Origin of the sequence: Microbacterium sp. SD291, assembly GCF_017355365.1 — a bacterium.
Classification (GTDB): Bacteria; Actinomycetota; Actinomycetes; order Actinomycetales; family Microbacteriaceae; genus Microbacterium.
Genome location: NZ_JADIJR010000003.1, coordinates 156,178 through 181,190, shown reverse-complemented (window position 1 = coordinate 181,190; position 25,013 = coordinate 156,178). Strand labels below are relative to the sequence as shown.

At 69.1% G+C, this 25,013-nt stretch carries 21 protein-coding genes; 16 read left to right on the top strand and 5 right to left on the bottom strand.

Features of this window, described 5'->3' with window-relative positions; genetic code table 11:
• Nucleotides 1-33: 33 nt before the first annotated feature.
• Complete coding sequence (locus IPV10_RS03350) at nt 34-1,392, bottom strand: FAD-dependent oxidoreductase (RefSeq protein WP_207480404.1); 1,359 nt, start codon at nt 1,390-1,392, stop codon at nt 34-36.
• A 97-nt stretch (nt 1,393-1,489) separates the two neighbouring features.
• Between IPV10_RS03350 and nusA the strand changes: the two genes are divergently transcribed.
• From nusA to IPV10_RS17280, 5 genes are all read left to right on the top strand, one after another.
• Complete coding sequence (nusA, locus tag IPV10_RS03345; protein ID WP_207480402.1) at nt 1,490-2,473, top strand: transcription termination factor NusA; 984 nt, start codon at nt 1,490-1,492, stop codon at nt 2,471-2,473.
• Nucleotides 2,474-2,535: 62 nt separating this feature from the next.
• Nucleotides 2,536-2,790, top strand: coding sequence for a YlxR family protein (locus IPV10_RS03340; RefSeq protein ID WP_207480400.1), 255 nt, complete (start codon nt 2,536-2,538; stop codon nt 2,788-2,790).
• A gap of 95 nt (nt 2,791-2,885) precedes the next feature.
• Nucleotides 2,886-5,654, top strand: coding sequence for a translation initiation factor IF-2 (infB, locus tag IPV10_RS03335; RefSeq protein ID WP_207480398.1), 2,769 nt, complete (start codon nt 2,886-2,888; stop codon nt 5,652-5,654).
• Nucleotides 5,655-5,726: 72 nt separating this feature from the next.
• Entirely contained in the window at nt 5,727-6,161 is a 435-nt protein-coding gene (rbfA, locus tag IPV10_RS03330; RefSeq protein WP_207480396.1) for a 30S ribosome-binding factor RbfA, read from the top strand.
• A gap of 195 nt (nt 6,162-6,356) precedes the next feature.
• Nucleotides 6,357-8,462 carry a helix-turn-helix transcriptional regulator gene (locus tag IPV10_RS17280; protein WP_207480394.1) on the top strand — a complete coding sequence of 702 codons (2,106 nt, stop codon included), beginning with the start codon at nt 6,357-6,359 and terminating at the stop codon, nt 8,460-8,462.
• Here IPV10_RS17280 and IPV10_RS03320 read toward each other — a convergent pair.
• Nucleotides 8,450-9,358, bottom strand: coding sequence for an A/G-specific adenine glycosylase (locus tag IPV10_RS03320; protein WP_242684608.1), 909 nt, complete (start codon nt 9,356-9,358; stop codon nt 8,450-8,452). The genes IPV10_RS17280 and IPV10_RS03320 overlap by 13 nt on opposite strands.
• A gap of 59 nt (nt 9,359-9,417) precedes the next feature.
• On the opposite strand from IPV10_RS03320, the gene IPV10_RS03315 reads away from it, so the two are divergent.
• The 7 genes from IPV10_RS03315 to IPV10_RS03285 all read left to right on the top strand — a co-directional run bounded on the left by IPV10_RS03315 (nt 9,418) and on the right by IPV10_RS03285 (nt 16,419).
• Nucleotides 9,418-10,062, top strand: coding sequence for a hypothetical protein (locus IPV10_RS03315; protein ID WP_207480392.1), 645 nt, complete (start codon nt 9,418-9,420; stop codon nt 10,060-10,062).
• 28 nt (nt 10,063-10,090) lie between these two features.
• The gene (gene truB / locus IPV10_RS03310; protein WP_207480390.1) at nt 10,091-10,984 is read left to right on the top strand and encodes a tRNA pseudouridine(55) synthase TruB; all 894 of its coding nucleotides are present in this window, start codon (nt 10,091-10,093) and stop codon (nt 10,982-10,984) included.
• On the top strand, nt 10,981-11,349 hold the full coding sequence (locus IPV10_RS03305; protein WP_207480388.1) for a hypothetical protein: 369 nt from the start codon (nt 10,981-10,983) through the stop codon (nt 11,347-11,349). The genes truB and IPV10_RS03305 overlap by 4 nt, the downstream gene beginning before the upstream one ends.
• An 83-nt stretch (nt 11,350-11,432) precedes the next feature.
• On the top strand, nt 11,433-11,852 hold the full coding sequence (locus tag IPV10_RS03300) for a hypothetical protein (RefSeq protein ID WP_207480422.1): 420 nt from the start codon (nt 11,433-11,435) through the stop codon (nt 11,850-11,852).
• A complete protein-coding gene (locus tag IPV10_RS03295) occupies nt 11,849-12,799 on the top strand; it encodes a bifunctional riboflavin kinase/FAD synthetase (RefSeq protein WP_207480386.1) in 951 nt (316 codons plus the stop codon). The genes IPV10_RS03300 and IPV10_RS03295 overlap by 4 nt, the downstream gene beginning before the upstream one ends.
• 243 nt (nt 12,800-13,042) lie before the next feature.
• Nucleotides 13,043-15,187, top strand: a complete 2,145-nt coding sequence (locus IPV10_RS03290) for a DEAD/DEAH box helicase (protein WP_207480384.1) — start codon at nt 13,043-13,045, stop codon at nt 15,185-15,187.
• Nucleotides 15,188-15,390: 203 nt separating this feature from the next.
• Nucleotides 15,391-16,419 (top strand): ATP-dependent 6-phosphofructokinase, encoded by a 1,029-nt coding sequence (locus tag IPV10_RS03285; protein WP_207480381.1) that lies wholly within the window; start codon nt 15,391-15,393, stop codon nt 16,417-16,419.
• Between the two features lie 108 nt (nt 16,420-16,527).
• Here IPV10_RS03285 and IPV10_RS03280 read toward each other — a convergent pair whose 3' ends face one another.
• Both IPV10_RS03280 and IPV10_RS03275 read right to left on the bottom strand, forming a co-directional pair.
• Nucleotides 16,528-17,361, bottom strand: a complete 834-nt coding sequence (locus tag IPV10_RS03280) for an endonuclease domain-containing protein (RefSeq protein WP_207480379.1) — start codon at nt 17,359-17,361, stop codon at nt 16,528-16,530.
• Nucleotides 17,362-17,555: 194 nt separating this feature from the next.
• Complete coding sequence (locus tag IPV10_RS03275) at nt 17,556-19,652, bottom strand: S9 family peptidase (protein ID WP_207480377.1); 2,097 nt, start codon at nt 19,650-19,652, stop codon at nt 17,556-17,558.
• A 156-nt stretch (nt 19,653-19,808) separates the two neighbouring features.
• Between IPV10_RS03275 and IPV10_RS03270 the strand changes: the two genes are divergently transcribed.
• Genes IPV10_RS03270 through IPV10_RS03255 form a run of 4 tightly spaced genes read left to right on the top strand, consistent with a single transcriptional unit; the run spans nt 19,809 to nt 24,001 of the window.
• Complete coding sequence (locus tag IPV10_RS03270) at nt 19,809-21,176, top strand: inorganic phosphate transporter (protein WP_207480375.1); 1,368 nt, start codon at nt 19,809-19,811, stop codon at nt 21,174-21,176.
• On the top strand, nt 21,173-21,508 hold the full coding sequence (locus IPV10_RS03265; RefSeq protein WP_207480373.1) for a peptidase: 336 nt from the start codon (nt 21,173-21,175) through the stop codon (nt 21,506-21,508). Before IPV10_RS03270 ends, IPV10_RS03265 begins: the two co-directional genes overlap by 4 nt.
• 32 nt (nt 21,509-21,540) lie before the next feature.
• Nucleotides 21,541-22,488: a phosphodiesterase gene (locus IPV10_RS03260; protein WP_207480371.1), complete on the top strand. Its 948-nt coding sequence runs from the start codon at nt 21,541-21,543 to the stop codon at nt 22,486-22,488.
• A gap of 52 nt (nt 22,489-22,540) precedes the next feature.
• Nucleotides 22,541-24,001 carry an aspartate ammonia-lyase gene (locus IPV10_RS03255; protein WP_207480369.1) on the top strand — a complete coding sequence of 487 codons (1,461 nt, stop codon included), beginning with the start codon at nt 22,541-22,543 and terminating at the stop codon, nt 23,999-24,001.
• 72 nt (nt 24,002-24,073) lie between these two features.
• Here the strand turns inward: IPV10_RS03255 and IPV10_RS03250 are convergent, their stop codons facing one another.
• Entirely contained in the window at nt 24,074-24,943 is an 870-nt protein-coding gene (locus IPV10_RS03250; RefSeq protein WP_207480367.1) for a fumarylacetoacetate hydrolase family protein, read from the bottom strand.
• Nucleotides 24,944-25,013: the final 70 nt, after the last annotated feature.

Below are 25,013 nucleotides of genomic sequence, written 5' to 3'. Positions count from 1 at the left end.
ACGCGGAGAACGCGGAGACGAAGAAGCGGATGCTCAGGAGCCCTGGGCGTCCGCTTCTCTCGCGAGTATCGCAGCCGCGAAGGCCGTGAGGTCGACCGGCCGATCCAGGATCCGCTCCGCCGCACGGTGCCCTGAGCCGAACGCCGCGCCCACGGTCGCGGGCTCATCGCCCCACGTCGCCTCGCCTGCGAAGTGCAGCACGCCGTCGACGGGACCTGCGAGAGCATCGTGGTCGTGATGCGATGCCCCGATGGGCAGATGCGAGTATGAGCCGAGCGAATACGGGTCGAGGCCCCAGCGGGTGATCCAGTGCGCCGCAGGGTCGCCGACCCGGTCGCCGTACAGCGCGCGCAGCGCCTTCACGGCGTCGGCGACGACCGCGTCATCGGAGAGTTCCTGCACGCGACTGCCGAAGGGCCCTGCGGCGAACGTCAGCAGCGTCGGGCGCCCGCTGATCGCGGACACGTCGTACCAGGAGTGCCAGTGCTCGCCCGCCTCGCCAAGGGCGCGGAGCACGTAGTCGCCCTCCGACCAGAAGCGCTCGGGGAACTGCAGGAAGACTTTGTTGAAGACGCCCATCCCGAGACGCTCGACGGTGCCGGAGAACGAGTCGGGCAGCGGGGGCTCGAATGCGATCGATCCCGACTTGAGCACGCCGAGCGGCACCGTCAAGATGACATGAGCGGCCGTCAGCTCTCCGTGGTCGGTCGAGACGGCGACGCCGCCGTCGGTGCGACGGACGAGACCCGCCATATGGTCGAGACGCACGTCGAGGCCGGCCGCGAGCCGCTTCGGGATCTCGTCGTAGCCCCGCGGGAAGATGACCTCGGCACCGTCGATCGCGTCCTCATCCAGCCCGTGCGCGTCGAGATCGCCGATCCACGCGCCGCACTGCTCCTCGACGCGGTGCCGGAAGAACTCCCTGACGTCGTCGATGCGCTCGGGGTCGAGCCCCGAGCGGTCGAGGGCGCGCTCGGTGACGTCGAGGTAGCTGTCGCCGTCGGCGGAAGCCGCGATCTCCGCGGTGAGGAGCCGGTCGGCCAGCTCGACGTCACCGATCCAGCGGGCGACCGCTGCGGCATCCATCCTCCTGCCGTCGCCGTCGAAGTGCTCCATCGGGCGACCGCCGGCCTGGAAGCTGCCGACGGTGTACTCGATCGTCGGGATGCCGAGCGCCTGCACGAGGTCCCACAGCGGCGAACCCTCGATGCCGTGGATCCAGGACGCACCGAGATCGACGGGAAACCCGGCGGTACGGTCTGTGTGCATCCGGCCACCGATTCGGTCGCGCGCCTCGAGAACGACGACGCGGTGCCCCGCGTCCGCGAGCATCCGCGCACTGGTGAGGCCTGACATGCCTGCGCCGATCACGATCGTGTCGAATGTGCTCACGGCTCTCACGATAGGCGCTCACGGAGGCGGCTGCGGTATCGTTGTACGGATGTCGCGCGTGCGAACAGGCGCGACGAGAGCTGAATAGGGAGCCGTCATGGACATCGAACTGAGTCTTCTGCGTGGGATCGAGAAGGAGAAGGCGATCCCCTTCGACGAACTCGTCGCGATCATCGAGCAGGCCATCCTCACCGCCTACTCCAAGCACGTCGCAGCAGACGGCACCACCCCGGGGGGCGTCCGCGTCGACCTCGACCGCAAGACCGGCCACGTCGCCGTGCTCCAGGTCGTCAGGGACGAAGAGGGCGCCATCATCGGCGAAGAGGATGCCATGCCGGACGACTTCGGCCGGATCGCCGCTTTCGCCGCCAAGCAGGTCATCAGCCAGCGCCTGCGGGACATCGCCGACGACGTCGTGCTCGGCGACTTCAAGGACAAGGAAGGCGACATCGTCGCCGGCGTCATCCAGCAGGGGCCGAACCCGCGGATGATCCACGTCGACCTCGGCTCCGTCGAGGCCATCCTCCCGCCCGAGGAGCAGGTTCCCGGCGAGGAGTACACCCACGGCTCGCGCATCCGCGTCTACGTCACCAGCGTCGCCAAGGGCATGAAGGGGCCGCAGATCACCGTCTCGCGCACGCACCCCGGACTCGTCCGCAAGCTGTTCGCACTCGAGGTCCCGGAGATCGCGGCCGGCCTGGTCGAGATCGTCGCGCTCGCGCGCGAAGCCGGTCACCGCACGAAGATCGCCGTCAAGGCGAACGATCCGTCCATCAACGCCAAGGGCGCCTGCATCGGCGAGCTCGGCCGTCGCGTCCGCGCCGTCACCGAGGAGCTGGCGGGGGAGAAGATCGACATCGTCGACCACGACCCCGACCTCGCGACCTTCGTCGCCCACGCGCTGTCACCGGCGAAGGTCACCAGCTCTTTCGTCCTCGACGCCGGCACCAAGGCCGTGCGCGCCCTCGTGCCGGACTACCAGCTCTCGCTCGCGATCGGCAAGGAGGGCCAGAACGCGCGTCTGGCCGCCAAGCTCACGGGCGCGAAGATCGACATCCAGCCCGACAGCGTCCTCGACTGACGGGATTCCGGTACCCGACCCGCCCGACGCGCGGGCGAGTCGGGGTGAAACGCAGGTGTAAGATGGAACCCGTACGAACGTGCGTCGGCTGTCGCACGCGTGCTCCCCGCGCCGCCCTGCTCAGGGTGGTGGCCCAAGACAACATCCTCGTCGCAGACGAGCGTGCCGTCCTGCCGGGGCGCGGCGCGTGGGTCCATCCGACACAGGAGTGCATGGATGCCGCATTGCGGCGCCGTGCCTTCGGGCGTGCACTCCGTGTGTCCGGAGATCTGGACACGCAGACCATCGAACAGTACCCGCCAATGAACAAGGGCTGAACGGCTATGGAAACAAAGTGAACGGCTCGAAATGAGTCCCGTCCGCGACTAGTGGTCTGCCCTGCCTGGGGCCGACCGACCCAGACAGGAGAATTGTGGCTGCCAAACCACGCGTACACGAGATCGCCGCCGAACTCGGCGTCGACAGCAAGATCGCACTTGCAAAGCTCAAGGAACTCGGAGAGTTCGTCAAGAGCCCGTCTTCGACCATCGAACCGCCGGTGGCGCGCAAGCTGCGCGCGGCGATCGAGGCCGACGCCTCGCTGAAGCCGTCCGCTGACGCGGCCCCGGCTGCGAAGCCCGCCGCCAAGCAGGCTGCCAAGCCCGCCGCGAGGCCCGGTGCACCCACCCCGGGCCCGAAGCCCGGCCCCAAGCCCGCTCCGGAGGCACCCGCGCCCGCAGCGCCTGCTGCGCCCGAGGCCCCGGCCCCGGCCCCGGCTCCCGCGCAGGCCGCGGCGGAGACCACGGCACCTGCCGCTCCTGCCGCTCCCAAGCCGGCCGACGGCGCCGCACCCACGCCGGGTGCACCGCGCCCGGGCAACAACCCGTTCTCCTCGGCGCAGGGGATGGGTCAGCGTCCCGCTGGTCCTCGCCCCGGCAATAACCCCTTCGCCTCGGCGCAGGGCATGGGCCAGCGTCCGACCCCCGGCAACATCCCGCGTCCGCAGGCGCCTCGTCCCGGCGCGCCGCGTCCGGGCGCGCCTCGTCCCGGTGCCACTCGTCCCGGCGCTCCGCGCGGCGGGCAGGGCGGGCGTCCCGGCGGCGCACCGTTCCAGCAGCGTCCCGGCGGCCCCGGTCGTCCCGGCGGTGCCGGTGGCGCCCCCGGTGCCGGTCCCGGCGCACGCCCGGGTGGTGGCGGCGGCTTCGCCGGCCGTCCCGGCGGCGGCGGCGGTCGCGGTCGTGGCCCCGGCGGTGGCACCGCAGGTGCCTTCGGCAAGGGTGGCGGCAAGAGCAAGCAGCGCAAGTCGCGGCGGGCGAAGCGGCAGGAATTCGAGATGCGGAGCGCCCCGGTCGTCGGCGGCGTCAACGTCACGCGCGGCAACGGCGAGATCATCCGCATGCGCCGTGGCGCATCCATCGCGGACTTCGCCGACAAGATCGAGACGCTGACCGGCTACACCGTGCAGCCGGGAACCCTCGTCACCATCCTCTTCAACCTCGGCGAGATGGCCACGGCCACCGAGTCGCTGGACGAGGCGACCTTCGAGGTCCTGGGTGCCGAGCTCGGCTACAAGATCCAGATGGTCTCGCCCGAGGACGAGGACAAGGAGCTCCTCGAGGGCTTCGGCCTCAACCTCGAGCAGGAGCTTGAGGAGGAGGACGAGGACGACCTCGAGATCCGTCCCCCGGTCGTCACCGTCATGGGTCACGTCGACCACGGTAAGACCCGACTCCTCGACGCGATCCGTCAGACCAACGTCATCGAGGGTGAAGCCGGCGGCATCACCCAGCACATCGGCGCCTACCAGGTCTGGACCGAGCACGAGGGCATCGAACGCGCCATCACGTTCATCGACACCCCTGGTCACGAGGCGTTCACCGCCATGCGTGCCCGTGGTGCGCAGGTCACCGACCTCGCGATCCTGGTGGTCGCGGCCGACGACGGCATCATGCCGCAGACGGTCGAGGCGCTCAACCACGCCCAGGCGGCGAACGTGCCGATCGTGGTCGCGGTGAACAAGGTCGACAAGCCGGACGCGAACCCGGCCAAGGTGCGCCAGCAGCTCACCGAGTACGGTCTGGTCGCCGAGGAGTACGGCGGAGACGTCCTGTTCGTCGACGTGTCCGCGCGGGCGAACACCGGCATCCAGGACCTTCTGGACGCTGTGCTGCTCACCGCCGATGCAGGTCTCGACCTGACGGCGAACCCGAACAAGGCCGCTCGTGGTGTCGCCATCGAGGCGAAGCTCGACAAGGGTCGCGGTTCGATCGCCACGGTGCTCATCCAGTCCGGAACGCTTCGGATCGGTGACGCGATCGTCGCAGGCACGGCCTACGGCCGCGTCCGCGCGATGGTCGACGAGAACGGCGATGCGGTCGAAGAGGCCTACCCGTCGCGTCCGGTCCAGGTGCAGGGTCTGAACTCCGTGCCCCGCGCCGGTGACGTGTTCCTCGTCACCGACGAGGACCGCCTGGCCCGCCAGATCGCCGAGAAGCGTGAAGCGGTCGAGCGCAACGCCCAGCTGGCCAAGGCCCGCAAGCGCATCTCGCTCGAGGACTTCACCCGCGCACTCGAAGAGGGCAAGGTCGAGTCGCTCAACCTCATCATCAAGGGTGACGTGTCCGGTGCCGTCGAAGCGCTGGAGGAGTCGCTCCTCAAGATCGAGGTCGACGACTCGGTGCAGCTGCGCATCATCCACCGCGGTGTCGGCGCGATCACCGAGTCCGACGTCAACCTCGCGACGATCGACAACGCGATCATCGTGGGCTTCAACGTCCGTCCCGACACGAAGGCGCGCGAGCGTGCTTCTCGCGAAGGCGTGGACATCCGGTTCTACTCGGTGATCTACAACGCGATCGACGAGGTCGAGAACTCCCTCAAGGGAATGCTCAAGCCGGAGTACGAAGAGGTCCAGTCGGGCGTCGCCGAGATCCGCGAGGTGTTCCGCTCCTCGAAGTTCGGCAACATCGCCGGTGTCATCGTGCGATCGGGAACGATCACGCGAAACGCCAAGGCGCGCGTCATCCGCGACGGAGTCGTCCTCGCGGACGGCCTGGCCATCGAATCGCTCAAGCGATTCAAGGATGACGTCACCGAGGTTCGCACGGACTACGAGGCCGGTATCGGCCTCGGCAAGTTCAACGACATTCAGATCGGCGACGAGATCGAGACCATCGAGCTCATCGAGAAGCCGCGCGGCTGATCAGTTCGATATCTTCGGGCGAGGATGCACTGCGCATCCTCGCCCGAAGGCTTCGTGGAGAGGAAGAGAACAATGGCTGGTGAACGACAGGCCCGTCTCGCCGATCGCATCCGTGTGATCCTCGCCGAGCGGCTGGAGAAGGGGCTGCGCGACCCGCGCCTCGGATTCGTCACGCTCACCGACGTCCGCGTGAGCGGCGATCTGCAGCATGCATCGGTGTTCTTCACGGTGCTCGGCACCGAGGAGGAGCGCGTCGCCAGCGGCGCCGCGCTGGCATCGGCGACCGGGATGCTCCGCAGCGAGGTGGGACGACGGCTCAGCACGCGTCTCGTGCCGACTCTGGAGTTCATCCCCGATGCGCTCCCCGAGAACGCGGACCACATCTCCGCGCTGCTGCGCGAGGCTCAGGAGCGCGATGCGGCAGTGGCAGGCATCGCCGCCGGCGCCGTGCACGCGGGCGACGCGGACCCGTACGTGAAGCCGCGGGAGATCGAAGACGACGAGTGATCCACAGGATGCCGCCCGCGGGCGGCATCCTGGAACCCTGGCATTCCGAACGCGGATTTTGCTAGCCTGAGCGCACTTGCGAAGGCAGCGCCGCCCTCGCTCGGCTGAGGGGGGATCAGCATCGACGTCCACAGTGCGCACGAAAGGCCGGCACCGGCACCGGAGAGGCTTCTGGCGACGCTCGAGACCCTGCTCGTGAACGACGTCGGCTGTGCCCCGCACATCGCGGCCAGGCTCTTCGCCGAGCTCGGCGGCGATCAGGTGACGATCCGCGACGTCGCACTGCGGCTCGATCCGGCTCAGCGCCAGGGGCTGCGACCGCTGCCGTCGCCGCTGCCGATGGTCGCCTCGATCGAGGTCCGCTACGACAGCATGGACCTGCCGCCGCGCGATCTCGATCTGCTCGTCGCCGCCGCGGTCCGCCTCGATGACGATCTCGCTCCGCTGCTCGCGTTCGACGGGCGCTCAGCCGAGGAGATCGCGACGAGCGCGGCCGGCCGTCATCTGCGCGTGCGCGCCGGCCGGGTGCGGCTGCGGGATCCGCTCCTGCTCGTCTGGATCCGCGCGAGCACTCCGCCGTCGGCGGAGGCGAGCGTCCACGAGCGGCTGAGCGCCGTCTTCGACGCGCGAGAGGATCGCGTGAGCGCGGACTGGCACCGCGCGAGGGCGTCGCTGCAAGCCGAACCCGCCACCGCTCCGGAACTCACCAGGATAGCGCGGGAGCTGTCTGAGGCGGGCCACCAGGATCGTGCCCTGCTGCTGGCGGCCGAGGCCGCGGCGCACGCGGAGGGGCGCGACCTCGATGAGGCGCGCCTCGTTGCCGGGGCGACCTCCATCGCGGCCGGGTACGCGACCGAGGCGGCCGCGTGGCTGGGGTCGCTGTTCTCCGATGGGGCTGAGCGGTACCGGCTGCAGGGGCTCGGCGCCCTCATCGTCGCTCAGGCGCATCTTCACGGGGCGGTGCCGGACGTGGAACCGGGTTCCCTCCGGCCGAGCACCGACGACCGCGAGGACTGGTACGGCTGGGCGCGCGCAGCGGCCCTCGGCGCGGTGCTGTGCGCGGAGCGCGGCGATCGCCGCCGGATGCGCTCGTGGCTCGATGCGCTCAGGGAGGGCTGTGCCAGGGTCGGCGCCGAACAGGATCTCCGTGATCCGGTCGTCTCCCTCGCCTGGCTGATCGCCGGCGAGGGGGAGGCGGGGGATGCCGCGGGATCCGGTCCGCTCACGGGAGGGCTACTGCAGGCCCTCCGCTCTGCGATGACGGGGGACATCGACGGCGGCCTCCGGGTGCTCGCGGTCTCCGAATCGGGCATCGGAACTGAGGTCGATCCCTTCGTCGCGGGATTCGAGCACAGCCCGATCGTGAAGGCGTACCGTGCCGTCGTGGAGGCGCTGCTGCTCGTGTGGCGCGGTGATCTCGGCGTGGCACGCGACAACCTGCTGCGGGCGTCGTGCGAACTCCCCGTCGCGCTGCCCTTCGCCGGTCTCGGCGTGATCCTCGCGCGCCGTCTCGATCTCGCGGTGCTCGGGCGACTCGGCCCGTTCGCCCTGTCGCTGACCGGGGCGCTGCCCGCGGCCCTGCGCATCGACCGGTTCGTCGACCGCGGCATCCGCTCCTACCTCGCGGGATCGTTCGAGGAGGCGTCGTCCTACCTGCGGCTGTGGAGCGATCGCGGCGCTCCGCAGGCGTCGCTGTCGGTTCCCGGGCTGGAGGAGATGGCGCTTGGCCCGGACGGCGTCCCGTCCTCCGGCAGGCGGATCGAGCCGCCCGACGCGGCGCTCGCCCATCACCTCATGACGCGGATCGCGACCACGCCCGATTCGCGCTGGCGAGCCGATGGTCCGAACATCGTCGACGCCGCACGCTCGCTCTTCTCACCCTTCGCCAGGGCCCGCGTCGAGACGATGCTCGGCATCCGCGCCGTCATCCGCGAGGATCACGCCGCCGGCCGCTCGCACCTGAGGACCGCTCGGGGCCTGTTCGAGGTGGCGGGCGCGGCGGCATGGGCGCACGCGGTCGATGAACGGCTCGCCCGCGTGGACCCGGTGACCGGCAGCGCACAGGCGATCGCCGACCCGCTGTCCGCATGCCGGAGCATGTGGGAGGCGATGCTGACGGCGCGCGAGCTCGAGGTGGCGATGCTGGTCGTGGGCGGCGCCACGAATCGCGACATCGGAGAGGCGCTGAGCGTCTCGGTGCGAACCGTCGAGGTGCACCTCGGAAGGGTCTTCGTCAAGCTGGAGGTGCGCACCCGTCTCGAGCTGACGGTGCTCGCGCACCGCACGGGTCAGTACGCCTGATCGCCCCGGCGCGGCAGCGAGAGCATCTCTCCGTCGGCCTCGGCCAGCCCGTCGGAGATGAGCGAGTCGATCGCCCTGTCACGCTGGCGCCGGTCGGGCCATTCGGGCAGCACCGCGTCGAGCAGGACGCCCGCCGGCGCGGCTTCGCGCAGCATCCGGAGCACGGCCCCTCTCGCCTGGCGATCCGAGCCCTCGTACGTCGCCTGGCGCCGGCGGGTGTCGCCGGTATCCGGCCGGCCGGCGCCCACCCAGGCGCACGAGCCGAGCAGCGGACACGCCTCGCATCGGGGCGCGCGCGCCGTGCACACCGTGGCGCCCAGTTCCATCGCCGCCGCGTTGAACACGGCCGACTCGGCGGCCGATGCAGGCAGCAGCGATTCCATGAGCGCGAGATCGCGGCGCGACGGGGGAGCGGGGTGAGCAAGGCCGAGGATCGCCCTCGCGAGCACCCTGCGCGTGTTCGTGTCGACGACCGGATGCCGGTCGCCGTAGGCGAACACCGCGACGGCCCTGGCTGTGTAGTCGCCGATCCCGGACAGCGCGAGCAACGCATCGACATCGCGCGGGACGACGCCGTCGTGCCGCTCGGTGATCTCGACAGCGGCACGATGCAACCACAGCGCCCTCCGCGGATAGCCGAGGTTCGCCCACTGCTGCACGACGTCGGCGGGCGCGGCCGCCGCCATCTCGCGTGGTGTCGGCCACCGGGCGAGCCACGCCTGCAGGTGCGGGATCACCCTGATCACGGGTGTCTGCTGCAGCATGAACTCGCTGACCAGAGTGCCCCAGGCCCCGTAATCGTTATGGAACTTCGCCCGTCGCCACGGCAGATCGCGAGCGGCCCCTCGGTACCATTCCGGAAGACGCGGCATCCCCGACGGGGCGGGAGTCGGCATCAGGGACACCCCGACAGCCTAGGCGACTGCCGCACCGGACCGGAGACAAGGGGCATCGCATGAAATGGAAGCACAGCAGCATCCTCGCGGTATCGACTGTGGCGCTCGTCGGCCTCGTCGGCTGCGCGCCGACATCGACCGGCGAGATGCCGACATCGACGCCGACGCAGGAACCGTCCGCAGAGCCGAGCACGGAGCCGAGCACCCCGGCGGAGCCCGACCCTGCGGACCCCTCGACGTGGATCATCAGCGACGCGGGTGTGGGGCCGATCGAGATCGGCGGAGATCTCGCCGCCACTCTCGGCGAGCTGCCGGACACCTGGCGCAACGACACCGAGAACTGCGCCTGGACGGCGTGGTGGAGCGATGCGGATGCCGGGTACGGCATCTTCTTCGTGCGAGGGACTGAGAGCGAGACCTCCCCGATCGGAGAGATCTCGGTGCACCGCGAGGCCGAGGGGACGGTCGAAGGCGTGGGCCCTGTGACGGCGGACGGGCTCGGACTCGGCGCGACGAACGAGGAGGTGCTCGAACAGCACCCCGATGCGCAGGAGGGCACGGCGCAGATCGGCGGCGGCACCTGGATCATGCTCGACGGCGACGCCGAGGCCCATGTCTTCTTCGAGTTCCGCGAAGGGGAGAGTGCGGCCTCCGACGTGACCGTCACCACCCGTTCCGAGCCGTCGTACGAGGTGTGCGGCTGAGCGGCCCGCCGCGCAATAGGCTTGAGGGATGGTCTCGCCCGGCATCCTTCTCGTCGACAAGCCTGCTGGACTGACCAGCCACGATGTCGTCGCGCGCACGCGCCGCGCGTTCGGCACCAGGAAGGTCGGCCACGCGGGCACTCTCGACCCGATGGCGACGGGGCTTCTCGTGCTGGGCATCGAGGGCGCCACGCGGCTGCTCACCTACATCGTCGGCGCCGACAAGACGTATCAGGCGACCATCCGGCTCGGCCAGTCCACCAGCACCGACGACGCCGAGGGCGAGATCCTCACCACGGCGCCCGACGGCTCCTGGGACGGCGTGACCGATGAGCGCGTCGCCGACGGCATCCGCGCCCTCACCGGCGCCATCTCGCAGGTTCCCAGCTCCGTCTCCGCGATCAAGGTCGACGGCAGGCGGGCTTACGACCGTGTGCGAGCGGGGGAGGAGGTGGTCCTCGCCGCGCGGCAGGTCACCGTCTCGAGGTTCGACGTGATCGCGCACCGAAGAGGCGAAGGCGTCTTCGACCTCGACGTGGTCGTCGACTGCTCGTCCGGCACGTACATCCGCTCCCTGGCTCGCGACCTCGGCGCAGGCCTCGGCGTCGGCGGGCACCTGACCGCTCTCAGGCGCACCAGGGTCGGCGACTTCGACGTGACGGATGCCGTCGGCATCGAAGACCTCGCCGGCGCACAGACGCTCACGCCTGCCGCCGCGGCCGTCCGCGTGCTTGACGCGCTCGCCGTGTCGGCCGACGAGGCCAGGGACCTGAGGCACGGCAAGCGCCTCGGCGGGCAGGCTCCGCGCGTCGAGGGGGCCCTCGCTGCGGCCATCGACGAGGACGGCGTCCTCATCGGGATCGTCGAGAAGCGGGGAGACGACCTGAAGAGCGCGATGAACATGCCGGAGGCGGCTCGATGATCCAGTGGCTGAGCATCGTGCAGATCGTCGTCGCCGTTGCGGCCGGCGTGTTCGGCATCGTCGCGGGACTCGCTGGTCGCCGCCCGAGCGACTACACGGTCGGAGCGCTCGCGCTCGTCGAGGTGCTGCTGGTCGTGCAGGTGATCGTCGCGATCGTCGCGCCGCTCGCGGGGAACCCGCCGACGGGAGACCTCCTCGAGTTCTGGGTGTACCTGGTGTCAGCCGTGCTGCTGCCCGTGGGGGCGGTGCTCTGGGCGCTCATGGAGCGCAGCAGATGGAGCACCGTGATCCTCGGGGTCGCCGGCCTCGCCGTCGCGATCATGGTGTGGCGGATGCAGGTGATCTGGACGATCCAGGTCGCGTGAGCGACCAGGGCGCTGAGCCGCCGCAGGCCGGGGGCGCAACTAAGATGGATGAAGCTATGAGCACCTCCGTCCCCTCCTCCAGGATGACCGGCATCGGCCGTGTCCTCGTCATCGTGTACGCGGTGATGGCGCTTGCCGCGACCGGTCGCAGCTTCGTCCAGATCGTGCGACGTTTCGACGAGGCGCCGCTGGCGTACTCGCTCTCCGCGGTCGCCGCCCTCGTCTACATCCTCGCGACGCTCGCGCTCGTGCTCGCGCGGCGACGGGGCTGGTACACGGTCGCGTGGGTCGCGATCGTCTTCGAGCTGACGGGCGTGGTGATCATCGGCGCGCTGAGCCTCCTGCACCCCGAGCTGTTCCTGCACGACACGGTGTGGTCCCTGTTCGGCCGGGGCTACCTGTTCATCCCGCTCGTGCTCCCGGTCTTCGGCATCTGGTGGCTGCGCACGCACCGCCCGGCCGCCGCGGAGGGCTTGGTCGAGCGGGCCGAGGTGAAGGCGTGATCGTCTTCCGGCATCCCGATGAGGTGCCGGACGACTTCGGCCCCTCGGTCGTCGCGATCGGCAAGTTCGACGGTGTGCACGCCGGCCACCGAGCCGTGATCAGGCGGCTGAAGGAGCGGGCCGCGGCATCCGGTGCGCGTGCGGTCGCCGTCACCTTCGACCGCAACCCGCTGGCCGTGCTGCGCCCCGACCGCTGCCCCGAGAACGTCGTCACCGTCGAGCGCAAGCTGGAACTGCTCGGTGAGCTGGCGCTGGACGCGACTCTCGTGCTCACCTTCGACGAGCAGCTCGCCGCGCGCAGCGCAGAGGAGTTCGTGGCCGACATCCTGGTCGGCGCACTCCAGGTGTCGACCGTGCTCGTCGGCGAGGACTTCCGCTTCGGGCACGGGGGAGCGGGCACGCCCGGCCTCCTGCGGGAGCTCGGACCCCGCCACGGCTTCACGGTGGAGATCGTTCCGGACGTCTACCTCGAGGGCTCCGAGCGGCGGGTCTCCTCGACGTGGATCCGCGAGCTGCTCATGGAGGGCGACGTCGCCAGGGCCGCGGAGGTGCTCGGCAGGCTCGTCGACGTGCGGGGCGAGGTGGTGCACGGCCTGAAGCGGGGTCGGGCACTCGGGTTCCCCACCGCCAACCTGTCAGCGATCGTCGACTCCTTCGTGCCTGCCGACGGCGTGTACGCGGGCTGGCTGGTCGATCACGACACCGGCATCCGGCATCCGGCGGCGATCTCGGTCGGCACGAACCCGACGTTCGACGACGTGCTCGAACGGCAGGTGGAGGCGCACGTGATCGGTGAGAGCAGCCTCGATCTGTACGGCCACGACGTGACGGTCGAGTTCGTGCAGCGGCTTCGCGGCATGGTCGCCTTCGAGGGGATCGAGAAGCTGAAGGATCAGATGAAGGCTGATGTGCGCGATGCCGAGCGCGTGCTCGGTGCGAGCGCCTGAGACGCCTGCTGAACTTCCGGGGAACTGTGCGTGTCACGCTCTGCGCCGACCTGCCGGGATGGCGTAGACTGACCAGCGGTTCCTGATGATCCTCGCGCGTCCGTCGCGCATCACCGGGTTCCGGATCTACTGTTCGTACAGTCCGGTGACGCCCACCGACGACGGCGTGATCTCACGCCGCATACGGACATCGAGACGGCCCCGGCATCCAGCGATGCCCCGGCCCTCACGCTCAGGAGGAGCATGCCGACTACGGCAACCGCCGCCACGCGGCGCAGGAAGACGTCCCGTCGCGATGATGAGGCACCGCTCATCCCGATCCTCGCGCGCAAGGTGCGCGAGATCGAGGCGAAGTCCCAGCGCGGGAAGCTCGGTCCCACCAACCGGGTCAAGTTCCAGGTGATCGCCTTCCTGGTGCGCGAGGAGCGCGCCAGGGTGAAGGCGGATGCCGAGCTCGCCGATGCGGCGAGGGCCGAGCTGCTGAAGCGGCTCGACGGCGTCGCCACGATCCTCGCGAAGACGGCGGCGCGGGACACCTCGCTGATCCAGCTGCTCGAGGCCGATCAGGCGACATCGCCGGTGGCCAAGCGGATGCGACGCGACTGGCTGCTCGAATCGGGAGCTGAACTCGCCCCCGAGGAGCTCATCATCGCCGACATCGCCCCGGTGCAGGTGTCTGTCGTGCCCGCGGCGATCGCAGAGCGTCAGGTGACCCCTGCATCCGTTGAGGCGCGCCAGCTCGCGAACCCGTTCCTCGCCCCCGATCTCACCCCGCGTGCCACCGGCACCCCGCGTCGTCGTCTGGACGGCTGGGAGCTGATGGGGCCGCTGTACAAGGCGTTCGAGACCGGTGCCGGCGGATCCGCGGCGACCATGGAGCTGCCTCCCGCGCCCGAGTTCGACCACATCTCGCCCAAGGGGCTCGAGATCATGGTGCATCAGTCGCGCTTCCTCGAGGAGGTGCGCGCCGGGCACCGGAGCTTCCTGCTCGCCGACGAGCCCGGCCTGGGCAAGACCGCGCAGTCGGTGCTGGCGGCATCGGTCGCCGGCGCGTTCCCGCTGCTCGCCGTGGTTCCGAACGTCGTCAAGATGAACTGGGCGCGTGAGGTCGAGCGCTGGACCCCGCAGCGCCGCGCCACCGTCATCCAGGGCGACGGCGACGACATCGACGCGTTCGCCGACGTGTTCATCGTCAATTACGAGATCCTCGACCGGCACCTGTCCTGGCTCGCGTCGATCGGCCTGCGCGGCATGGTCGTCGACGAGGCTCACTTCATCAAGAACCTCTCGTCGCAGCGTTCGCAGAACGTGCTCTCCCTCGCCTCGCGGATGCGCGAGCGCACGCCAGGCGGCAACCCGCTGATGCTGGCGCTCACCGGCACCCCGCTCATCAACGACGTCGAGGACTTCGACGCGATCTGGCGGTTCCTCGGCTGGACGACGGGGGAGAAGCCGGGCCCTGAGCTGATGGAGAAGCTCGATGCGACAGGCCTGACGCCGGCGGACAAGGCGTTCTACCCGGAGGCCCGCGACGCGGTGATCTCCATGGGCATCGTCCGGCGGAAGAAGAAGGACGTCGCGGCCGACCTGCCCGACAAGCTGATCGCCGACCTGCCGGTGCAGCTCGACGACGAGTTCGGCCGCGGCATCCGCCAGGCCGAGCGCGAGCTCGGGGAGCGGCTGGCTGCCCGATACCGGCGAATCCTGGACGCCAGGGGCGACCGGGGTCTCGCGCCCGGCGAGATCGACGAGGACATCGTCAGGCTCGTCGCGCAGAACGAGCTCGAGGAGTCGAAGTCGGCCGGCACCGGGGGAGACAACGTCTTCACGATGGTGCGCCGGATCGGCCAGGCCAAGGCGCAGCTCGCTGCGGACTACGCCGCACAGCTGCAGCGCTCGGTGGGCAAGGTCGTGTTCTTCGCCAAGCACATCGACGTCATGGACCGAGCGGAGGCGCACTTCGCCTCGGTCGGCATCCGCTCGGTCTCGATCCGCGGGGATCAGACCTCCACGACGCGGCAGCAGGCGATCGACGACTTCAACAGCGACCCCGACGTCGGGATCGCGGTGTGCTCGCTCACCGCGGCGGGCGTCGGCCTCAACATGCAGGCCGCGTCCAACGTCGTGCTCGCCGAGCTCTCGTGGACCGCTGCGGAGCAGACGCAGGCCATCGACCGGGTGCACCGCATCGGCCAGGACGAGCCGGTCACGGCATGGCGGATCATCGCCGCGCACACGATCGACACCAAGATCGCCGAACTGATCGATCAGAAGCAGGGGCTGGCCGCTCGCGCGCTCGACGGCGAGCCGCTCGACGAGACCGCCGCAGAGCCGATTCAGCTCGCGGCGCTCATGCACCTGCTTCGCCAGGCACTCGGCGCCGCCTGAGCGGGCGTTAAGAACACTCCTTCTTGTCGCTGTTTCGGCGAAGATCTGGTTGATTCCTCGAATTTCTCCCAGATCGTCTCGAATCAGCGGCAAGATTGCTGGTTTTCGTCGTCTCGAATGGCGCACGGCGGCGTCGGGGCACTAGTGTCGATCGCAGGCAGCGTCGCCGTTACCCCTTTTCCCGAACGTCTGAAGGCACCAGCATGAAGATCGGCATCCTGACGAGCGGCGGCGACTGCCCCGGACTCAACGCGGTCATCCGCGGCATCGTGCTCAAGGGCATCACCACGTACGACCTCGAGTTCGTCGGCATCCGCGACGGCTGGCGCGGCGTCGTCGACGGTGACTTCTTCCCGCTGACGCGGCACGAGGTGAAGGGTCTGTCCAAGGTCGGCGGAACGATCCTCGGCACGAGCCGCACGAACCCGTACGAGGGCGAGCGCGGCGGGGCGGAGAACATCGCCAAGACGCTCTACGGCCACAAGATCGACGGGATCATCGCGATCGGCGGTGAGGGCACCCTCGCGGCGGCCGACCGGCTCGCGAAGGACGGCATCAACGTGATCGGCGTGCCGAAGACGATCGACAACGACCTCCAGGCCACCGACTACTCATTCGGCTTCGACACCGCGGTCAACATCGCGACCGACGCGATGGATCGTCTGCGCACCACCGGCGACTCCCACCAGCGGTGCATGGTCGCCGAGGTCATGGGACGCCATGTCGGCTGGATCGCCCTGCACGCCGGGATGGCCGCGGGTGCGCACGCGATCTGCATCCCCGAGGTGCCGATGTCGATCGACGACATCGCCGAGCTCGTCACGAGCGCGCACGACCGCGGGCGGGCGCCTCTGGTCGTCGTCTCCGAGGGCTTCAAGCTGCTCGGCATGGACGAGGCTTACAGCGACAAGGGCCTCGACGCGTTCAACCGCCCTCGCCTCGGCGGCATCGGCGACCAGCTCGCCCCGGCGATCGAGCGGCTCACCGGCATCGAGACGCGCGCGACCATCCTCGGACACATCCAGCGCGGAGGCTCGCCTTCCGCCTTCGACCGCGTGCTGGCGACGCGACTCGGCCTGCACGCCGCCGACGCGATCGTCGACAAGGCGTGGGGGCAGATGCTGGCGATGCAGGGCACCGACATCGTCCGGGTGCAGTTCGCCGAGGCTCTGGGCGAGCTGAACACTGTTCCGCGCAGCCGCTACGACGAGGCCGCAGCGCTGTTCGGCTGAGGCCCTGGCGCGTGTCGCGCCGAGATCAGGGCGACCATGCGAGATCAGGAAGAATCCTGCGAACGCTCCTGATCTTGCGACGTCGTCCTGAGCTCGATCAAAACCCTGTCAGGCCGCCCGATGCAGGCCCTGTGCCATCGCCGCGCGAACGATCTCCTGGATCAGTTCAGGCTGGAACAGCACCTGCTGGTAGTCGAAGCGCAGCACGGTGTAGCCGCGCAGTCGCAGACGCGCGTCGGCTTCGATGTCACGACGGCGATCGGCCGCGCTGCTGTGATGTGCGAAGCCATCCAGCTGGACGATCAGTCGATCGCCGATCAGCGCGTCGACACGGTGTCCGTCGATCCACACCTGCTGTCGGACGGCGACGCCGATGGCGCGCATCAGTTCGACGAAGTGGGTCTCGAGGCCCGAGTCCGACAGGCCGGTGCAGAGTGATGCGATGCGGCTGGCGCGCTCGCTCCGCCAGGCGATGCGCACCAGGACCGCGTGATCGATGAGCTTCTGCCTGAGGGCGGACTCCCAGATCGCGAGAGCGTGAGCGGGATCCTGGCAGCGAGCCACGTTGTGCAGCACATTGATCAGCGGGTCCATGACGGCGCGCCGTGCCACCGGCGCGGGGCCGGTCGACCAATGCATCCGAAGTCCGGTGGTGCTGATCCGTCCGGCCGACGGAGCGACCGCGACGTGGAGATCCTCATGATCGGGGGTCCAGAGGCCCAGACGCTCGGCCGCAGTGACGCAGGTCAGACGGCCGCCGACGCCGACGGCAGCCAGGACACGCGCATCGCAGTCGCTCAGAGCGATCCACGAGCGGCGGATCCGCAGCATCCTTCCTGTTCTGACGCCCTTCGCGATCGCGTGCCCGCTGAAGCCTGCGGCTCGGATGTCTGAGGTGTGCGCGGCGCCATCGCAAGCAGAGAGCCAGTTCTCGAGAAGCATCCGAACACTCTGCTGTGGAATGCCGCCGCGCGGGCAGCCATCGACTCGTTGTGGAGGGATTCGGTCAGAATCGCGTTCTGTGCAGAGGGAGTCGCCCCTCGTCCGAATCAGGACGACCGAGCCGGATCAGGAGCATCCGCGGGGATTCTCCTGATCTCACGACGTCGTCCTGATCTCGGGGAGGGCGGATGCTGTCAGGAGGCGAGGTCGAGCACGTCCAGGATCCAGGCGAGCTCGAAGGCGCGCTCCTTCCAGGAGTTGTACCGCCCGCTGACGCCGCCGTGACCTGCGACCATCTCGCACTTGAGCAGCACGTCGGATGCTCCCGCCTCACGCAGCCGCGCGACCCACTTCGCCGGCTCGACGTACATCACCCTGGAGTCGTTCAGCGACGTCACCGCGAGGATCCTCGGGTACGCGACACCTTCGCGCACGTTCTCGTACGGCGTGTACGACTTCATGTACGCGTAGACGTCGGCGCCGTGCAGAGGGTCGCCCCACTCGTCCCACTCGATGACGGTCAACGGCAGTGACGGATCGAGGATCGTCGTCAGGGCGTCGACGAACGGAACACCGGCGAGGATGCCGGCGAACAGCTCCGGTGCGAGATTGGCCACAGCGCCCATCAGCAGGCCGCCGGCGCTCGCGCCCTCCGCGACCAGCCGGTCAGGTGAGGTGACGCCGGTCGCGACCAGGTGCTCCGCGCACGCCACGAAGTCGGTGAACGTGTTGCGCTTACTGAGCAGCTTGCCGTCCTCGTACCACTGCCGGCCCATCTCGCCGCCGCCGCGCACGTGCGCCACCGCGAAGATCACGCCGCGATCCAGCTCCGACAGCCGCGCCACCGAGAAGCCGGGGTCGATCGAGTGCTCGTACGAGCCGTATCCGTACAGATGCAGCGGACGCACCTGCGCGCCGGGTTCGCCGAAGGATCGCTTCCACACCAGCGAGATCGGAACCTGCGTGCCATCGGATGCCGCAGCCCACGCGCGCCGCTGGCCGTAGTCGCCCGGCTCGTAGCCGCCCAGCACAGGCACCTGCTTGCGCAGCACCAGCTCGCGGGTCGCGAGGTCGAGGTCGTACACGGTGCCAGGTGTGACGAACGACGCGTAGCCGAGGCGCAGGAAGGGGGAGTGCCACTCGGGGTTGCCGCTGACGCCCGCGGAGTACAGGGGCTCGTCGAAGGCGACGTCATCCAGTGCGTTCGTGGCGTAGTCCAGCAGCGCGACGCGCTCCAGACCCTCGCTGCGGTATTCGACGGTCGCGAAGTCACGGAACGCGTCCATGCCGAGCAGGCGCCGACCCGGTTCGTGGGCGACGACGATGCGTCGCCGGCCCTGCGGGTCGGATGCTGCGACGGACACGAGCTCGAAGTCGAGCGCCTCCTCGTTGTGGAGGATGTAGAGCCGGTCCTCGCCGTCGACGACCGCGTGCTCGAAGGAGTACTCGACACCCTCGTGGCGCGGCCAGATCAGCTGCGGCGTCGCGGTGAGCTCGCCGGTCAGGTCGACGATGTGCTCCTCGCTCGTGATGCTCGAGCCGACGCCGATCACGAGGTACCTCCGGCTGCGGGTGATGCCCGCGCCGAGCCAGAACCGCTCGTCCGGCTCATGGAAGAGCTGCACGTCGTCGGTGACCGGCGTCCCGATGCGGTGCAGCCAGAGCGTATCAGGACGCCAGGCGTCGTCCCTGGTCGTGTACAGGACGCCGGTACCGTCGGGAGTGAAGAAGGCGCCGCTCGTGTTCGGGATCTCGTCTGCGAGGGTCACGCCCGTCGCGAGGTTCCGCACCCGCACGGTGTAGAGCTCGTCGCCCTCGAAGTCCGTCGACCAGAGCAGCTTCGTCGCATCGTCCGAGGTGTCGAATGCGCCGAGCGAGAAGAACTCGTGCCCTTCGGCCTCGGCATTCCCGTCGAGCAGGACGACCTCCCCCGGCACGGGGACGCCGGGTTCCAGCTGCGGGGGAGTCCAGTCGCCTTCGGCCGCTGCGGTGCGGCAGTGGATGCCGTACTGGGCGCCCTCCTCCGTACGGCTGTAGTACCACCAGTCGCCACGGCGGGTCGGCACCGACAGATCCGTCTCCTGGACGCGGCCCTTGATCTCCTGGAAGAGCTCCTCGCGGAGGCCCTCCAGGTGCGCGGTCGCCGCATCCGTGTGCGCGTTCTCGGCCTCGAGATGCGTGGTCACCTCCGGAGACTCCTTGTCGCGCATCCACTCGTACTGGTCGTCGAAAGTATCGCCGTGATGAGTGCGAGGAGAGGAACGTCGGTCGGCGATCGGGGCTTCAGTCACGGAACCAACGCTAGTCCAGGTCGAGTTGACCGGGCACAGGGACGGTGGGAGGATCTATCGGGGCCGGTTAACGGAAGTCAAACCCACGGTGAACTCTTCGTTCATCACGTCGATCCCGTCGACACCCATCTCTTCCTCAACGACCGAAAGCGAACGGTGGAAACCGCAGCCCTCATCGTCGTGCTGGTCATCGCGCTGGCACTCTTCTTCGATTTCACGAACGGCTTTCACGACACCGCCAACGCGATGGCGACGCCCATCGCGACGGGTGCGCTGAAGCCCAAGACCGCGGTCCTTCTGGCCGCAGTGCTGAACCTCGTCGGAGCATTCCTGTCCACAGAGGTCGCCAAGACCGTGTCCGGCGGCATCGTCCGCGAGGACGCGATCCGGGAGATGGGCGCGGAGGTGTTCCTTCCCCTGATCTTCGCCGGCCTCATCGGCGCGATCACCTGGAACATGCTCACGTGGCTGCTCGGCCTGCCGTCCAGCTCCTCGCACGCGCTGTTCGGCGGCCTCATCGGCGCCACGCTCGTCGGCGTCGGCTTCGCGGGCATCGACTTCGGCGTGGTGCTCTCCAAGATCATCCTCCCCGCCATCATCGCCCCGCTCACCGCCGGCCTCATCGCGTTCGTGGCGACGAAGATCGCCTATTCGATCACCCGCCGGTACGACGGGAAGCCTGACGGCCGCGACGGCTTCCGCTGGGGCCAGATCTTCACGTCCTCGCTCGTGGCGCTGGCGCACGGCACGAACGACGCGCAGAAGACCATGGGCATCATCACGCTGGCATTGATCACGATCGGATGGCAGTCCGATGCGCATCACGAGCCGGAGTTCTGGGTCATCGTCGCCTGTGCGTTCACGATCGCCCTCGGCACGTACCTCGGCGGCTGGCGGATCATCCGCACGCTCGGCAAGGGGCTGACGGACGTCAAGCCCGCGCAGGGATTCGCCGCGGAGAGCTCGACGGCGGCCACCATCCTCGCCTCGAGCGCGCTCGGCTTCGCCCTCTCGACCACGCAGGTCGCGTCAGGATCCGTGATCGGCTCGGGTCTCGGCCGTCGCGGATCGATGGTCCGCTGGGCGACCGCCGGGCGCATCGCGATCGGCTGGCTGCTCACGCTTCCGGCTGCGGGTGCGGTCGGCGCGGCCGCCGCGCTCCTCGTGCAGTGGCTCGGCAACTGGGGAGTCGCGATCGATGCGGTGCTGGCGCTCGTCATCATCATCGGACTCTTCCGGCGTTCCCGCCGCGACGCGGTCACCCACGCCAACGCGATGAGCGATGTGGCCGAGTCTGGTCTCGCCGTCGAACTTCCGGACACGCCGCCGCCGACGAAGCGCCAGCAGCGCATCGAACGAGCCAGGGCAGAGGCCAAGGCGAGGGCGGATGCCCGTGAGAAGGCGAAGGCGGATGCCAGGGCCGCGGCCAGGAAGAAGGCCGACGGCAAGGCGGCCAAGAAGAAGGCCGAGGCCAAGAAGCCGGCGGAGAAGAACAAGCCGAAGAGCAGCGAGGAGTCGAAGTGAGCGTCGCAATCGACTGGATCGCATTCGGCCAGGTGTTCCTCGCAGCGCTGATCGGCGCGTGCACGATCGTCACCTTCTACGCGATCGGCCTGCGTCTGCTGGTCCGCAGCGGACACGCTCCTGTGGTGAGTCCGGCCGAGTTCACCGACGCGATCACCGTGATCTCCGACAAGGAGCTCAGGCGCGCGGCGAAGCAGGCGGCCAAGGCCGCCAGGAAGAGCCCCCTGACCGAGGGGCAGAAGAGGCTCGCTCTGCTCGGGGCGTACGGATGCTTCGCCATGTGCGCGGCCGCAGTGATCACGGGCATCGTGATCATCGTCATCGGCCACTGACGATCATGCACGCCGCGGCCTAGGCTGGGGCCATGTCCGCGCCAACCGCCAGCGAGTTCGTCTTCGGCCGTCATCGGCCGGCGTCGCATGTCCTGATCCATGTCAGCGACCCGCATTTCCTCGCGGCGGGCGCGCGACTCGGCGGGCGCTATGACGTCGAGGCCAGCTTCTCCCGGACCCTCCAGGCGATCAGGGCGGTCCATCCGAATCCCTCGGCGATCGTCGTGACCGGGGATCTCACGGATCTCGGGGAGCCGGAGGCCTACCGCCGCCTGCGCGACGCGGTGGAGCCGGTCGCGGACGCACTGGGCACCGAGGTCGTCTGGGTCGCCGGCAACCACGACGAGCGACCCGCCCTCAGAGCCGGCCTTCTCGACGTCGACGCGACGGAGGATCCGGTGACCTCCGTCCGCGACCTCGACGGCCTCCGCGTCATCGCCCTGGACACCAGCGTTCCCGGCTGGCACCACGGCGACATCGACTCGGAGCAGCTCGCCTGGCTCGCGGACGTGCTGAGCGAACCCGCCCCGAACGGCACGCTGCTGGCGATGCACCACCCGCCGCTGCCGAGCCACCTGGCCCTCTTCGACATCCTCGAGCTCCGGCATCAGGACGAGCTCGCCGAGATCATCCGGGGCACCGACGTGCGCGGCATCCTCGCCGGTCACCTGCACTATTCCTCGCACGGCATGTTCGCAGGAGTCCCGGTGAGCGTCGCCTCCGCCACCTGCTACACGATGAACATCGCCCGCCCCGCCGCCGACGTGAACGGGATGGACGCCGCGCAGTCGTTCCAGCTCGTCCACGTCCATCCGGACACGATCACGCACAGTGTCGTCCCCGTCGTCGAGGCGGAGACGGGCGACTACTTCTCGGAGGCATGGCTGCAGCGCATGGCCGTTCTGACACCGCAGGAACGGCTCGAGGCGTTCTCGCGCAAACCGGGCCGCCAGACGGATCTCCCCGCGTTCACGGCGTAGACTGGTGGCATCCCCCGCGTTTCTCACCCGCCACGACCCACAAGGATGTGACATGGCTTCTGCCACGCCCGCCCGCACCCGTACAGAGACAGATTCGCTCGGCAGCATGGAGATCCCTGCCGATGCGTACTGGGGAATCCACACCGCTCGCGCCGACGCGAACTTCCCGATCACGAAGCGCCCGATCTCGGTCTATCCGGACCTCGTCGTCGCCCTCGCGATGGTCAAGCAGGCCAGCGCCCGTGCGAACAGGGAGATCGGAGTCCTCGACGCCGAGCGCGCCGACCTCATCGACCGCGCCGCGCAGCGCGTCATCGACGGCGAGTTCCACGACCAGTTCACGGTCGGCGTCATCCAGGGCGGCGCCGGCACCTCGACGAACATGAACGCGAACGAGGTGATCACCAACATCGCGCTCGAGATGGCCGGGCGCGAGAAGGGCGACTACGCGTTCCTCTCGCCGATCGATCACACCAACCGCAGCCAGTCCACGAACGACGTCTACCCGACGGCCGTCAAGATCGGTCTCTCGCTCACGCTCCGCTCGCTCCTCGACGAGCTGGACATGCTGCGCCAGTCCTTCCTGCGCAAGGCCGGGGAGTTCCACGACGTACTCAAGGTCGGTCGCACGCAGCTGCAGGACGCCGTGCCGATGACGCTCGGCCAGGAGTTCCACGGCTTCGCCAGCACCCTCGGCTACGACCACACGCGCCTCACCGAGAACGCGTGGCTGATGTACGAGATCAACATGGGCGCGACGGCGATCGGCACCGGCATCACCACGCACCCCGACTACGCGACGTCCGTGCTCAAGCACCTGCGCGAGATCTCCGGTCTCGACCTCGCCACCGCCAGCGACCTCGTCGAAGCCACCAGCGACACCGGCTCGTTCATGTCGTTCTCCTCGTCGCTGAAGCGCAACGCGATCAAGCTCTCGAAGATCTGCAACGACCTGCGGCTGCTCTCCTCCGGCCCGCAGGCGGGTCTCGGCGAGATCAACCTGCCCGCGATGCAGGCCGGATCCAGCATCATGCCAGGCAAGGTCAACCCGGTCATCCCCGAGGTCGTGAACCAGGTCGCATTCGCCGTCGTCGGCGCCGACATGACGGTGACCATGGCAGTCGAGGGCGGCCAGCTGCAGCTGAACGCCTTCGAGCCGGTCATCGCGCACTCGATCTTCCAGTCGATCACCTGGATGCGCCAGGCGATGTGGACCCTCCGCGTCAACTGCGTCGACGGCATCACCGCGAACCGCGACCGGCTCGGCGCCATGGTCGGCGCCTCGGTCGGCGTGATCACGGCGCTGACCCCGTTCATCGGCTACGCCGCGGCCGCGGCGCTCGCGAAGACCGCGCTGCTGACCAACCGCAACGTGGCAGACCTCGTCGTGGAAGCCGGTCTGATGTCACGCGAGGAGGTCATCAAGCAGCTCTCTCCCGCGCGCCTGTCTGGACTCGAGGCCGTCACCGCGGCCATCCCGATCATCGCCGCCGAGGATCTCATCGAGCTCTGAGCGCGGACCGCGATCTGACCGGACGAGAAGAGGGGGGATGCGGCAGAGCATCCCCCTCTTCCGCGTCCGGCGTCAGCCCAGGATGCGGCAGTGCGTCGTGAGCTCGCCGATGCCGTCGATGCCGACCGTCACGGTGGAGCGGTCCCGGAGGAAGATCTGCGGATCGCGTGAGTAGCCGGCACCCCCCGGGCTTCCGGTGGAGATGAGCGTGCCGGGCAGCAGCGTCAGCGACTGGGAGAGGTGCGCGATCAGCTTCGCCACCGAGCGGACCATCTGCCCCGTACTGGAGTCCTGCACCGTGTGGCCGTCGACGACGGTCCAGATGTGGAGATCCTGGGGGTCAGGGATCTCGTCGGCCGTCACCGCGAAGGGGCCGGTCGGAGTGAAGCCGTCGAATGACTTGCACCTCGACCACTGCGCCTCGGCGAACTGGATGTTGCGGGCGGTGATGTCGTTCACGGCCGTGTAGCCCCAGACGTGATCCAGCGCGCGATCCTCGGTCACGTCCTTGACGTGCGTGCCGATCAGCACCCCGAGCTCGGCCTCGTAGTCGACGGCCTCGCTGAGAGCGCGCGGCCAGGTCGTGGTCTGCTCGTGGCCGGTGAGGGAGTTCGGCCACAGCGTGAACACGGTCGGCGCGGCGTCGGTCTTGAGCCCGAGCTCGCTGGAGTGCGCCGCGTAGTTCAGGCCGACCGCGAGGACCGCCGGGGGAGCGATCACGGCAGAGGCGAATGCCCAGTCGCCGAGAGGATGCCGTGGCGCAGAGCCCTCGGCGAGGGCCGCGCGCAGGGCGACGAGCGCGTCATCGCCCCTCTCGATCAGGTGCTGCAGGGTGGCAGGCGCGTCGGGAAGGAGGTCAGAGACGAGGATGGCGTCGGCATGCTCCACCACGGCGAGATTCGCAACGGGGGAGTCAGCACGGCGCAGATGAGCGAACCGCATACCTCTACGGTAGCCGGTGGCATGCCGGAAATGGCTGGAGGAAGTCACCAGAGCCCTGAGATCGTGGTTG

Bases quoted from the DNA above. Each gene is read 5' to 3' on its own strand.
- IPV10_RS03340 (WP_207480400.1), top strand. From the start codon at position 2,536: ATGGAACCCGTACGAACGTGCGTCGGCTGTCGCACGCGTGCTCCCCGC.
- IPV10_RS03255 (WP_207480369.1), top strand. From the start codon at position 22,541: ATGGCTTCTGCCACGCCCGCCCGCACCCGTACAGAGACAGATTCGCTC.
- IPV10_RS03315 (WP_207480392.1), top strand. From the start codon at position 9,418: ATGAAATGGAAGCACAGCAGCATCCTCGCGGTATCGACTGTGGCGCTC.
- IPV10_RS03260 (WP_207480371.1), top strand. From the start codon at position 21,541: ATGTCCGCGCCAACCGCCAGCGAGTTCGTCTTCGGCCGTCATCGGCCG.
- IPV10_RS03300 (WP_207480422.1), top strand. From the start codon at position 11,433: ATGACCGGCATCGGCCGTGTCCTCGTCATCGTGTACGCGGTGATGGCG.
- IPV10_RS03305 (WP_207480388.1), top strand. From the start codon at position 10,981: ATGATCCAGTGGCTGAGCATCGTGCAGATCGTCGTCGCCGTTGCGGCC.
- IPV10_RS03320 (WP_242684608.1), bottom strand. From the start codon at position 9,358: ATGCCGACTCCCGCCCCGTCGGGGATGCCGCGTCTTCCGGAATGGTAC.
- IPV10_RS03290 (WP_207480384.1), top strand. From the start codon at position 13,043: ATGCCGACTACGGCAACCGCCGCCACGCGGCGCAGGAAGACGTCCCGT.
- IPV10_RS03250 (WP_207480367.1), bottom strand. From the start codon at position 24,943: ATGCGGTTCGCTCATCTGCGCCGTGCTGACTCCCCCGTTGCGAATCTC.
- IPV10_RS03280 (WP_207480379.1), bottom strand. From the start codon at position 17,361: ATGCTTCTCGAGAACTGGCTCTCTGCTTGCGATGGCGCCGCGCACACC.
- rbfA (WP_207480396.1), top strand. From the start codon at position 5,727: ATGGCTGGTGAACGACAGGCCCGTCTCGCCGATCGCATCCGTGTGATC.
- truB (WP_207480390.1), top strand. From the start codon at position 10,091: ATGGTCTCGCCCGGCATCCTTCTCGTCGACAAGCCTGCTGGACTGACC.
- IPV10_RS03285 (WP_207480381.1), top strand. From the start codon at position 15,391: ATGAAGATCGGCATCCTGACGAGCGGCGGCGACTGCCCCGGACTCAAC.
- nusA (WP_207480402.1), top strand. From the start codon at position 1,490: ATGGACATCGAACTGAGTCTTCTGCGTGGGATCGAGAAGGAGAAGGCG.